The sequence below is a fragment of the Rhizobium sp. PDO1-076 genome (assembly GCF_000247475.1).
Taxonomy (GTDB): Bacteria; Pseudomonadota; Alphaproteobacteria; order Rhizobiales; family Rhizobiaceae; genus Allorhizobium.
The window spans coordinates 1-12,121 of the sequence record NZ_AHZC01000038.1 but is presented as its reverse complement, the minus strand read 5'-3'; the positions used below and the strand labels follow the sequence as shown (position 1 = coordinate 12,121).

Here is a 12,121-nt window from a genome sequence, read left to right as displayed (position 1 = left end):
TTGTTCGGGCTCGGTGGTTCGGGCTTGGCGACGGCGAAGTCGCTGGTTGCCGGCGGTGCCGAGGTTTTTGCCTGGGATGACAACCCCGACAGCGTCGCGAAAGCGGCGGGCGAGGGCGTCAATACCGTTGATCTGCATAGCGTCGATTGGACAACGATCTCGTCATTCGTGCTGTCGCCGGGCGTGCCATTGACCCATCCGAAGCCGCACTGGTCGGTCGCCTTGGCCAGGGCTGAAGGCGTAGAGATCATCGGGGATGTCGAGATCTTCGTGCGCGAACGTCGTGCTCTCGCTCCCGATTGCCCGTTCATCGCCATCACCGGCACCAATGGCAAATCCACGACCACGGCGCTGATCGCGCATATCCTGGCAGCCAGCGGCCGCGATACGCAACTGGGCGGCAATATCGGTCGTGCGGTGCTGACGCTCGATCCGCCGAAAGAAGGCCGCTTCTTTGTGGTCGAGTGCTCGTCCTACCAGATCGATCTCGCCCCGACGCTCAATCCGACCGCTGGCATTCTTCTCAACCTGACGCCCGACCATCTCGATCGGCACGGCACGATGCAGCACTATGCCGAGATCAAGGAGCGTTTGGTCGCCGGAGCGGAGACGGCGATCGTCGGTGTCGATGACAGCTACTGCGAATTGATTGCCGATCGTGTCGAGCGCGGTGGCCACAAGGTGATGCGGATCTCCAAGCGCCAGCCGCTGGCCGATGGCCTTTATGCCGAAGGTTCGCACATCATTCGCGCCGAAACCGGCGCAACATCATCGATCGCCGACCTTGACGGCATTCAGACGCTGCGCGGCGCGCACAATGCACAGAACGCGGCGGCAGCCATTGGCGCCTGCCTCGCCGTTGGCGTCTCGGTTGCCGAGATCCAGTCGGGGCTGAAGAGCTTTCCGGGGCTCAAGCACCGCATGCAGCCTGTCGGCCGCCGTCGGCAGGTGGTTTTCGTCAATGACAGCAAGGCGACCAATGCGGAAGCGGCCGCACCGGCCTTGTCGAGTTATCAGCGGATCTACTGGATTGCCGGTGGCTTGCCGAAAGAGGGCGGCATCACAAGCCTCGCGCCACTCTTCTCGCATATTGTGAAGGCCTATCTGATCGGTGAAGCGGCATCAAGCTTTGCCGCGACGCTGGGCGAGCAGGTGCCGTATGAGATTTCCGGCACGCTCGATCGCGCCCTGGCCCATGCAGCCGCTGATGCCGATCAAGATGGCGAAGCCTCTGCGGTCATGCTGTCACCGGCTTGTGCAAGCTTCGACCAGTACAAGAATTTCGAAGTTCGCGGTGATGCCTTTGTCGGTCACGTCGCGGGACTGGAAGACGTCACCATGCTGATCGACATGCCAACAGGAGGCAAATGATATGGTTAGCCGTGTGGAGAGAGGTCCGCTTGCGGACTGGTTCTGGACCATCGACCGCCTGTTCATGATCATCTTCATCATGTTGATGGGTATTGGGCTGATGCTCTCCTTTGCGGCTTCGCCGGCGGTTGCCGAGCGGCTTGGCCTCGACAGCTTCCACTTCGTCAAGCGCCATGCCGTGTTCATGCTGCCGGCGCTGAGCGTCATGATCGGCCTTTCCTTCCTGTCTCCACGACAGGTTCGCCGGACGGCGATGGCATTGCTCGCCGTCTCGCTGATCATGATGGTTCTGGTGCTGTTCATCGGGGTTGAGGTCAAGGGTGGCCGCCGCTGGCTATCGCTGGCGGGGCTGTCGATCCAGCCGTCCGAATTCATGAAGCCGGCTTTCGTGGTGATCTGTGCCTGGCTGTTCGCCGAACATGCGCGCCAGCCTGAAATCCCCGGAAACCTGTTTGCCATCCTGTTGTTCGGCATTGTCGCCGCCCTTTTGATTGCCCAGCCTGACCTTGGCCAGACGATTCTGACCGCCAGCGTGTGGGGCAGCATGTTCTTCATGGCCGGGGTGCCATGGTTCTGGATCGTCGTGCTGGGTGCTCTCGGTGTCAGCGGGTTTGTCGGCGCCTATATGACGCTGCCGCACGTGGCTGGCCGTGTCGACCGGTTCCTGACAGGCGAGGGCGATACATTTCAGGTGGATACGGCGCGCGAGGCGATCATCCGGGGCGACTGGTTCGGTCAGGGACCGGGCGAGGGGATCGTCAAGCGGATCATTCCCGACAGCCATACCGACTTCATCTTCTCGGTTGCCGCCGAAGAATTCGGCATCATCTTCTGCATGCTGCTGGTGGCGATTTTCGGCTTCCTGGTGCTGCGTGGCCTTAGCCACGCTTACCGTGAGCGCAACGACTTCAACCGTTTTGCGGTGGCCGGCCTTGTCTTGCTGCTCGGGATCCAGTCGATGATCAATATCGGCGTCAATCTCGAATTGCTGCCGGCCAAGGGCATGACGCTGCCGCTGATTTCCTATGGCGGTTCGTCGATGACGGCGATCTGCGTAACGGCCGGCTTCATCCTGGCATTGACGCGTCGGCGCCCGGAAAAGCGTGCGCAGGAGCGCAGCCTGTTCCGGTCGGTTGCCGGCGTTCCGGCGGAGTAAGACGATGTCCAAGGGGATCATATTGCTTGCCGCCGGCGGAACCGGCGGCCACCTGTTTCCGGCGGAAGCGCTGGCGCACGAACTGAAACAGCGCGGCTATGGTGTGCATCTGGTGACCGACCGTCGTGCCGAACGTTATGCTGGCAGTTTTCCGGCCGACGCCATTCATACCGTTGCCTCGGCGACGATCGGCTCGAAGAACCCGGTGGCGATCGTCAAGGCGCTGCTGGCGTTGTGGCAAGGATATCGCGAGGCACGCAAGCTTGTCTCTGCGCTGAAGCCGAAAGCGGTGATCGGGTTTGGCGGTTATCCGACCGTGCCGCCCCTGATGGCGGCGGCTGGACTTGGCGTGCCAACGGCCGTGCATGAGCAGAATGCCGTCATGGGTCGTGCCAATCGCATGCTCGCCTCGCGTGTCGATGCCATTGCAGGCGGGTTTCTGGCACCCTCCGGAAGCCATGCGTCGAAGATGGTCGTGACCGGCAATCCGGTTCGCCCGGCCGTGATTGCGGCGGCGGCCAAGGACTACATTCCGTCGTCCGCCGGTCAGCCATTCCGCCTGGTGGTATTTGGCGGAAGCCAGGGCGCCCAGTTCTTTTCAGATGCCATTCCGGCTGCGATCGCCCTCCTGCCGCTCGACTTGCGCCAGCGCCTCGTGGTGACGCAGCAGGCACGTCCCGAAGACCAGCAGAAGGTCATCGGCATCTATCAGGGGCTTGGACTTCGCGCCGATGTCGAGCCGTTCTTTAACGACATGGCAAAGCGTCTTGCCGCAGCCAATCTGGTGATCTGCCGGTCTGGCGCCTCGACGGTATCTGAACTTGCTGTCATTGGGCGGCCGAGCATCCTTGTGCCCTATCCGTATGCGCTCGATCACGATCAGGCCGCCAATGCCGCAGCACTTGCCGCCAACGGCGGCGCCCGGGTGATTGCACAGTTCGAACTGACGCCGCAACGGATCGCCGATCTGTTGAAAGAGGCGCTTGAAGGGCCGGAATTGCTCACGAAGACCGCTGCGGCGGCAAAAAGCACCGGGAAGCCTGACGCTGCCGGCTTGCTCGCCGATCTGGTTGAGGCTATTGCCGCTGGCAAGGGTGTTGCCCAGGTCAAGGGAGCCAAACAATGAAAATGCCGAAATCCATCGGGCTGGTCCATTTCATCGGGATCGGCGGTATCGGGATGAGCGGGATCGCGGAAGTTCTGCACAATCTCGGTCACAAGGTCCAGGGTTCCGACCAGGCCGATAGCGCCAATGTGCAGCGTCTGCGCGCAAAGGGTATTGAGGTATTTGTCGGTCACACGGCCGAAAATCTTGGCGAGGCTGAGGTCGTGGTCGTTTCTACGGCGATCAAGAAGAACAATGCGGAACTGATTGCGGCACGCGAGAAGCTGTTGCCGATTGTTCGACGCGCCGAAATGCTGGCGGAGCTGATGCGGTTCCGCAACGCGATCGCGATCGGCGGCACGCATGGCAAGACCACGACGACGTCGATGGTGGCAGCACTTCTCGATGCCGGCCAGATGGATCCGACGGTCATCAATGGCGGCATCATCAACGCCTATGGCACCAACGCCCGCATGGGCGAGGGCGAATGGATGGTGGTCGAGGCCGACGAGTCGGATGGCACCTTCCTGAAGCTGCCGGCCGATGTTGCGGTGATCACCAATATCGACCCCGAGCATCTGGATTATTACGGCACGTTCGACAATGCGCGGGCTGCCTTCCGCCAGTTCGTCGAGAATGTGCCGTTCTATGGTTTTGGCGTCCTGTGCCTCGATCATCCGGAAGTGCAGGCGCTGGTCGGCAAGATCGAAGACCGCAAGGTCATCACCTATGGGGAGAACCCGCAGGCCGACGTGCGGTTCTCCAATGTGCGCCTCGATGGCACACGTTCGATCTTCGATGTGGAAATCCGCCGTCGTCGCACGGGGCGCGTCTTCACGTTCAACGACCTCATCTTGCCGATGCCCGGCCGTCACAACATTTCCAATGCCTGCGCGGCGATCGCGGTTGCCAATCGGCTGGGGATTTCCGAGGATGCCATCCGCAAGGGTCTGGAGGGTTTCGGCGGCGTCAAGCGGCGTTTCACGCTGACTGGAACCTGGAACAACGTTCAGGTGTTCGACGACTACGGCCACCATCCGGTCGAGATCAAGGCTGTGGTGAAGGCCGCGCGCGAATCCTGCAAGGGCCGGATCATCGCGGTGCATCAGCCGCATCGCTATTCGCGTCTCGCAAGCCTGTTCGAAGACTTCGCCAATTGTTTCAACGATGCCGACACATTGTTCCTGGCGCCGGTATATGCTGCGGGCGAAGATCCGATCGAGGGGATCGATTCGGAAACGCTGGTCTCGCGGATCAAATCCGGCGGTCATCGCGATGCGCGTTATCTGCCGTCGCCTGATCAATTGGCTTCGCTGATCGCAGGCATTGCGCAACCGGGTGATTTTGTGGTCCTGTTGGGAGCGGGTAACATCACGCAATGGGCGGGGGTGCTGCCTGCGGAACTTGATGCAATTTCGGGAAAGTCTTGAATGAAACAGGTGGATGGGGAAAAGCTGCTGGCCTCGCTGGGCCTAGGTGTGAACGAGTTGAAGGGGCGTCTGACGCCGGATGCGCCGATGGATCGGGTCACCTGGTTTCAGGCCGGTGGCCTGGCAGAACTGATGTTCCAGCCACACGATACCGCTGATCTGGTGAGCTTCCTCAAGTTGCTGCCGGAAGAGGTTCCGCTGACTGTCGTCGGCGTCGGGTCGAACCTTCTGGTGCGTGATGGCGGTATCCCCGGCGTAGTCATTCGTCTGTCCGCCAAGGGCTTCGGCCAGGTGGAACTGGCCGGTGAAAACCTGATCCGAGCTGGCGCCATCTGCCCGGACAAGCACATTGCCGCCATGGCGATGGACAACAATATCGGCGGCTTTCATTTCTATTACGGCATTCCCGGTTCGATCGGCGGCGCGATCCGGATGAATGCCGGCGCCAACGGTGGCGATACCGCAAGCCGGCTGGTCGAGGTCGAGGCAGTCGATCGCAAGGGCAATATCCACGTCCTGTCAAATGCTGACATGGGCTATAGCTATCGCCATTCCTCCGCGCCGGACGGATTGATTTTCACCAGCGCGCTGTTTCAGGGCTTCACCGAGGATCGTGCCAAGATCAGGGCCGACATGGACGCGGTGCGCCATCACCGGGAAACGGTGCAGCCGGTCAAGGAAAAGACCGGGGGCTCGACATTCAAGAACCCGGAAGGTCACTCGGCCTGGGAACTGATCGACGAGGCGGGCTGCCGCGGCCTGATGATCGGTGGTGCGCAGATGTCGTCGCTGCACTGCAATTTCATGATCAATGTCGGCCATGCATCCGGCTACGACCTGGAATATCTCGGCGAAACCGTGCGCCAGCGGGTTTTCGAACATTCGGGCATCAAGCTGGAATGGGAAATCAAGCGTGTCGGCATTTTCATGCCAGGCCGCGAGGTGAAGCCCTTCATGGGGCTGGTGGCCGCGACCGCCTGATAGGCCGACTGAAGACCGGTCGCCAAACCGGTCTTGTCTCAGGCAAAAGTCTTGCTGAAGGCGGCGGTGAACCTGATGGCGCCGTCATTGCCCGTCGCCTCCGCCAGCACCACGTCCATTGTCCTGCCAGTTATCCGGATCAGGCCGAAACCGCCCATGAAGGCTGCTTTCGGCTTGATGATGTCGTAGCCCTCGGCCTGATAGAGCATCGGCGTCTCATGCTGGTGGCCATGGACGATGGCAAGGACATTATAGCCCTTGAGTGCGTCCAGAAAGACTGACCGCGCCTCATCGGACCACCAGTGCGGTGCGCCGGTTCCGTCGACATCAAGGGTGCTTTTCAGAGGATCCCAGCGCTCGCGCGAAAAGGCATCGAAGCCGTAATGCTGGAAAATGATGACGGGTCGGCCGTCGGCTGCATAGGTGGCCAAATCATTTTTCAGCCAGTCGATCGCGGTTGCTGCACCCTTGTTGGTGTCGCCGGCGAAACGTTGTGCCTGGATCAGATGCAGATCGTCCCAATTCCATGAATAGGTATCGGATAGGTCGTGGTAGTTGTCGACAGGCACCGTCGGCTTGAAGAAGACATTGGGGCGATGGTTCATCTGAACATATTCGCGCATTTCGCGCCGGTACCAGTCGCCCTGTGGCGCGATCCCGTCCTGGTCGAGGTCGTGGTTGCCCAGGCCGACATAGACAGGGTAGTGGACGCGGTCCGGACCGACGCCCTGCTGATAGCGGTGGGAAAACTGCAGCAGTTGCGATCCTTCGGCGGCAAGCGCCGTCTGGCCGCCGCCATCGTCGGTCATGTCGCCGCTGACGACGATACCGCGCGGAGTGGCGATCTTCTGTCCGGCGCTGGATAGGCCGCTGGGTTTGCCATCGATGTGGGTTGGCCAGCGCTCGTCTTCAATGCAGTTCAGTGCCGCTATGTGGCGCAGCAGGTTCTCATCGGTCTTGCCTTCCTCGGCACAGTTTGGGCTAAGCCCGCTGCCCATGTTGCAGGTGTGGATGTCGTTGATAACCAGGAATGTCACCTCTGTTGGCGGGATCGTGCTTTTGCGAACAGGCGTGTGGGGAGGAGCCACGGCAGGCAGACCGACAGTCCGCTACCGATCAACTGACGTCTTGAAATCATCGGCCGCTCCCAATCCTATTCTCAGCAGCCAAGGGTATGGCGCTTTGGCGCAGGTGGCAATCTGCCGGGTGGACATTGCAACCGGAACAAAGGGTACAAAACCAAACGGTTCTCGCTTTTCGCTGCCATTTTGATTCCGGTATCTCCACCAGTCGCGTGCACGCCCGCTTACATTGAACTGCCGAACATATCGCTCCCACGAATTTTTAACTTCGCTGAAATATGCTGCCCGGCGATTGGGGCGAATGATGATCAGCAAGGCGAACGAGTGGATAATCCGGCAGTTGAGCTTGGGCGAATTCGCATCGCGCAAGGCGGTGTTTTCCCGTTCTGTCCGGATGGCCGTCAAGATTGCGGCTTTTGCCTATCTGCTAAATGTGCTCTCGCATTTCGGGCTCGTTGCTTTTGGACTGCTGCCGTATGATCTCGGTCCGGCGCTGGTGATCGCCACCGTGCTGACACCGCCCGTTTCCTTCATCGTGGCTCTGCTTGCCTATTCGGTCGTCGGCTTTGCCGTTTACGATCTCGGCGTATCGCGCCAGCGGTTTGAAGAACTCAGCCGCACCGACATGCTCTCCGGCCTGATGAACCGGCGGGCCTTCCTTGATGAGTTTGAAAAGAGCCGGGGACCGGTCTCGCTGCTGCTTTTCGATATCGATCGGTTCAAGGCCGTCAATGACAGCCTCGGACACAAGGCCGGTGATGATGTGATAGTCACCGTCGCCGCTGTAATGGCTGCGGCCGTCAAGGGGCGTGGCGTGCTGTCGCGCATCGGTGGCGAGGAGTTTGCTGTGCTGCTCGCCGGCGTCACCCCACAGGATGCCATGCTGCTTGCCGAGGAGATCCGGGCGAGGGTGGCGGATGCGTCCATCGGAACGGTCGGAAGGGTGTTCAGTGTCACCGTGTCAGGCGGCATGACGGATGCCACGGCCGATCGCGGGTTCAGCGAAATCTTCTCGGATGCTGACATGGCGCTGTACCATGCCAAGGCCACCGGCCGGAATCGAATCGTGCATGCTGCTTCGCTGATTCCGGGTGCCGGGGACCGCAATCGTCAGCAGAAGGCCTCCGCCGATGCTTCGGCCGCTCGCCGCCGTGCCTGAGTGATTTCGTGGACTTATATATTTAGTTTCAATAACTTGTCTTGATGCCTGCGATTTTTGATTCAGCCGGATCGGATGTGGCCTATGGCGGCAAGTTAACGAAAGTAAACGCTTCATTAACCTTAATGTTGTTCTACTCATCCTGCAAAGGTCGCGGCGGCATGAGAGTTCGCAGGCCCAGGTTCTGGATTGGTTGAGAGGCGTTGATGAGTGGCAAGCATGTCGCGGTTCTGATGGGAGGGATTTCCTCCGAGCGTCCCGTCAGCCTGTCTTCCGGGACGGCGTGTGCTGCTGCGCTCGAAAGCGAAGGCTACCGTGTCACCCGGGTCGATGTCGGTCGTGATGTTGGTGAAGTTCTCTCTGCCCTGCGTCCCGATGTTGCCTTCAATGCGCTTCATGGTCCCTTCGGTGAAGATGGCACGATCCAGGGTGTGCTCGAATATCTCGGTATTCCATATACCCATTCCGGCGTCCTTGCCTCGGCTCTGGCTATGGACAAGCGCCAGGCAAAGCTGATCGCAGCGCTGGCCGGTGTTCCGGTTGCCGAAGCCATCATTATGAACCGTTTTGATATCGGCAACGAACATCCGATGGCGCCTCCCTATGTGGTGAAGCCGGTTCGCGAAGGTTCCAGCTTCGGTGTGGTCATCGTGCGTGAGGATATGGCTCATCCGCCGCAGATCCTCACTTCATCCGAATGGCGCTACGGCGATGTCGTCATGGTGGAGCGTTATGTGGCCGGTCGCGAGTTGACCTGTGGCGTGATGGACGGGCGCGCGCTGGCTGTGACCGAAGTCGTGCCGCTTGGACATGGCTTCTACGACTATGATGCAAAGTATGCGGAAGGCGGCTCCAAGCATGTGCTTCCGGCGGAAATTTCACCAAAAATTTACCAAAAAATACGATCATTGGCAGTCAAGGCACATCAGGCGATCGGTTGCCGCGGAGTGAGTCGCTCAGACTTCCGCTACGACGATCGGTTCTCCGAAGATGGTGATCTGATCTGGCTGGAACTCAACAATCAGCCGGGCATGACTCCCACCTCCCTGTTGCCGGAAATGGCGGCCCATGCGGGCCTTGGTTTTGGTGAATTCGTTCGTTGGATGGTGGAGGACGCCTCTTGTTTGCGCTAAGCGGCAACAAATCGGCTGAGATCAAAGGGGTGTATCCCGGCGCGCATGTTGCTGCCACGGATACGGTTGTCCTTCCGCGTCCTCTGCGTCGCGTCGTTCGCTTCGTGCTCAGCCTCTGCTCTGGCCGGATCGTTTTGCCGCGCCATGCTGGCAAGGTTGCCTTTGTCGGTTTCTATTCCGCTGTTGCCCTGCATGGGGTTGTTGTTGGTGGCCATGGTCCGGCGGTGCTTCAGTCTATGACCTCGACTGCAGGTTTTGCCATTGAGGATGTCCGTGTCTCGGGCAATCAGCACACGTCTGAAATCGATATTCTGCAATTGCTCGGCCTCGATGGCGCGACCAGTCTTCTTGGTCTCGATATTGCCGAAGCGCGCAAGTCGCTTGCCGATCTGCCGTGGATCGAATCGGTCGAGGTTCGCAAGGTCTATCCGCGCACCGTTGAGGTCCTGCTCCGCGAGCGCCAGGCCTATGCGATCTGGCAGCATGGTTCCGATCTGTCGATCATCGAGCGTTCGGGTTCTGTCATTGCGCCGCTGCGCGACAACAAGTTTGCCTCTCTTCCGCTGTTCGTTGGTCGTGACGCCGAAACGGGTGCGGCCGCCATCGAAGAAGAATTTGCCAAGTGGCCGGGCATCGCCTCGCGGGTGAAGGCTTTCGTTCGTGTCGCCGGTCGTCGCTGGGATATCCATCTCGACAACGGCATCGTGGTGAAGCTGCCGGAAACGGAAATTGATCAGTCGCTGGCGCTTCTGTCGCGTTTCGACGAAGAGCAGCAGGTGTTGTCGCGCGATATCGCGGCGATCGACATGCGCCTGCATGATCGAGTCGCTGTGCGTCTGACGCCGGAAGCGCAGGAGCGCCGCATTGCTGCGGTCGAGGCGCGTCGCAAGGCGCTGAAAAAGGCGGAGCAGAACATATGAACTTCTTCGGGGGCTCTAATTTTGGTCTGCCGCGCACCAAGCCGCTTTCGTCCAAGCGTGCCCATGTGGTCTCCGTGCTGGATATCGGCTCGACAAAGGTCGTCTGCATGATCGGCAGACTGACGCCGCGCCGCGAAAGCTCCGTGCTGCCGGGCCGCACGCATAATGTCGAGGTTATCGGCCTCGGTCATCAGCGCTCGCATGGCATCAAGTCCGGTGTGATTGCCGATCTCGATGCGGTGGAAAACGTTGTCCGTCTCGCCGTCGATGCGGCGGAGCGGATGGCCGGCCTGACCGTCGAAAGCCTGATCGTCAATGTTTCCGCCGGCCGCATCGGTTCCGATGTCTATACGGCAACCATCGATCTCGGTGGCCAGGAAGTGGAATCGGGCGATCTGCGCAAGGTTCTCGTCGCTGCCGGCCAGCAGTCGCAGGGCAATGACCGTGCCGTTCTTCATTCGCTGCCGACAGGCTTTTCGCTTGACGGAGAGCGGGGAATCCGCGATCCCCTTGGCATGTATGGCGACGTCCTCGGCGTCGACATGCATGTGGTCACGGCCGAACGTGCAGCACTCCGCAACCTGGAGCTCTGCATCAATCGCGCCCACCTGACCGTCGAGGGTGTGGTTGCCACGCCTTATGCCAGCGGCCTTGCTGCCCTGGTCGACGACGAGGTGGAGCTCGGTTGCGCTGCGATCGACATGGGCGGCGGTATGACCACCATTTCGGTCTTTGCAGAAGGCAAGCTGATCCATACAGACGCCATCGGGATTGGCGGTCATCATGTGACCACCGATCTGGCGCGCGGGCTTTCGACCCGTATCGAGGATGCAGAACGCTTGAAGGTCGTTCACGGATCGGCTGTCGCCAATGGCGCAGACGACCGCGAGATGATTTCCGTCCCGCCGATCGGCGAGGACGACCGCGACCAGCCGACACAGGTTCCGCGGGCGCTCCTGACCCGGATCATCAGTGCGCGGATCGAGGAAACGCTCGAACTGCTGCGCGACCGGATCCAGAAGTCGGGGTTCTCTCCGGTGGTCGGCAAGCGCGTCGTGCTGACGGGTGGCGCCAGCCAGCTGACAGGCATGCCGGAAGCGGCCCGCCGTATTCTCGCCCGCAATGTGCGGATTGGTCGTCCGATGGGTGTGTCCGGTCTTCCGGCCGCCGCCAAGGGACCGGCCTTCTCCACTGCGGTCGGTCTGATGATCTATCCGCAGGTTGCGGATCAGGAAACACATGCCGGGCAGGGCGGATTGTTCTCGCCCTTCGGCAATGGAAACAGCCGCTTCGCCCGCATGGGTCAGTGGTTGAAAGAGAGTTTTTGAGTTCACCCGCCGGGCCCACAAGGTTCGGGACAGGGAAATCTGTTGAAATGACTTGGCCGGCTAGGCGATGCGGCCGGAAAAAGAAGGGACTGGTACCATGACCATCAAGCTGCAGAAGCCAGACATCACTGAGCTGAAGCCCCGGATCACCGTTTTCGGTGTCGGTGGCGGTGGCGGCAATGCCGTCAACAACATGATCACCGCTGGCCTGCAGGGCGTCGACTTCGTCGTCGCCAACACAGATGCCCAGGCGCTGACCATGACCAAGGCCGAACGGATCATCCAGCTCGGCGTCAGCGTCACCGAAGGTCTCGGCGCCGGCTCGCAGCCGGAAGTCGGCCGTGCGGCGGCTGAAGAATGCATCGACGAGATCATCGACCATCTCAACGGCACGCATATGTGCTTCGTCACCGCAGGCATGGGTGGCCGGTACCGGTACCGGTGCTGCTCCAGTCG

General features: G+C 60.5%; 11 protein-coding genes and 1 pseudogene. 10 read left to right on the top strand and 2 right to left on the bottom strand.

Annotated elements, in window-relative coordinates:
• The 5 genes from murD to murB all read left to right on the top strand — a co-directional run.
• The coding region (gene murD, locus PDO_RS03480) for a UDP-N-acetylmuramoyl-L-alanine--D-glutamate ligase (RefSeq protein ID WP_141649802.1) at positions 1–1,371 on the top strand (1,371 nt) is incomplete at its 5' end.
• 1 nt (position 1,372) lies between these two features.
• Positions 1,373–2,527, top strand: a complete 1,155-nt coding sequence (gene ftsW / locus PDO_RS03475; protein ID WP_007597884.1) for a putative lipid II flippase FtsW — start codon at positions 1,373–1,375, stop codon at positions 2,525–2,527.
• Between the two features lie 4 nt (positions 2,528–2,531).
• Positions 2,532–3,653, top strand: a complete 1,122-nt coding sequence (gene murG, locus PDO_RS03470) for an undecaprenyldiphospho-muramoylpentapeptide beta-N-acetylglucosaminyltransferase (protein ID WP_007597883.1) — start codon at positions 2,532–2,534, stop codon at positions 3,651–3,653.
• On the top strand, positions 3,650–5,062 hold the full coding sequence (gene murC / locus PDO_RS03465; RefSeq protein ID WP_007597881.1) for a UDP-N-acetylmuramate--L-alanine ligase: 1,413 nt from the start codon (positions 3,650–3,652) through the stop codon (positions 5,060–5,062). The genes murG and murC overlap by 4 nt, the downstream gene beginning before the upstream one ends.
• Complete coding sequence (gene murB / locus PDO_RS03460; protein WP_007597880.1) at positions 5,063–6,043, top strand: UDP-N-acetylmuramate dehydrogenase; 981 nt, start codon at positions 5,063–5,065, stop codon at positions 6,041–6,043.
• A gap of 38 nt (positions 6,044–6,081) precedes the next feature.
• Here murB and PDO_RS03455 read toward each other — a convergent pair whose 3' ends face one another.
• Positions 6,082–7,080: a metallophosphoesterase gene (locus PDO_RS03455; RefSeq protein ID WP_007597878.1), complete on the bottom strand. Its 999-nt coding sequence runs from the start codon at positions 7,078–7,080 to the stop codon at positions 6,082–6,084.
• 72 nt (positions 7,081–7,152) lie between these two features.
• Entirely contained in the window at positions 7,153–7,494 is a 342-nt protein-coding gene (locus tag PDO_RS28510) for a hypothetical protein (protein ID WP_192814347.1), read from the bottom strand.
• Between PDO_RS28510 and PDO_RS03450 the strand changes: the two genes are divergently transcribed.
• The 5 genes and pseudogenes from PDO_RS03450 to PDO_RS03430 form a co-directional block, all read left to right on the top strand.
• Positions 7,472–8,284, top strand: a complete 813-nt coding sequence (locus PDO_RS03450; protein WP_244426335.1) for a GGDEF domain-containing protein — start codon at positions 7,472–7,474, stop codon at positions 8,282–8,284. The genes PDO_RS28510 and PDO_RS03450 overlap by 23 nt on opposite strands.
• Positions 8,285–8,490: 206 nt before the next feature.
• Complete coding sequence (locus tag PDO_RS03445; RefSeq protein ID WP_007597874.1) at positions 8,491–9,417, top strand: D-alanine--D-alanine ligase; 927 nt, start codon at positions 8,491–8,493, stop codon at positions 9,415–9,417.
• Positions 9,405–10,337, top strand: a complete 933-nt coding sequence (locus tag PDO_RS03440; RefSeq protein WP_007597872.1) for a cell division protein FtsQ/DivIB — start codon at positions 9,405–9,407, stop codon at positions 10,335–10,337. Before PDO_RS03445 ends, PDO_RS03440 begins: the two co-directional genes overlap by 13 nt.
• Complete coding sequence (gene ftsA / locus PDO_RS03435; protein ID WP_007597870.1) at positions 10,334–11,665, top strand: cell division protein FtsA; 1,332 nt, start codon at positions 10,334–10,336, stop codon at positions 11,663–11,665. Before PDO_RS03440 ends, ftsA begins: the two co-directional genes overlap by 4 nt.
• Before the next feature lie 97 nt (positions 11,666–11,762).
• Positions 11,763–12,121: pseudogene (locus tag PDO_RS03430) on the top strand (cell division protein FtsZ); the annotation flags it as partial.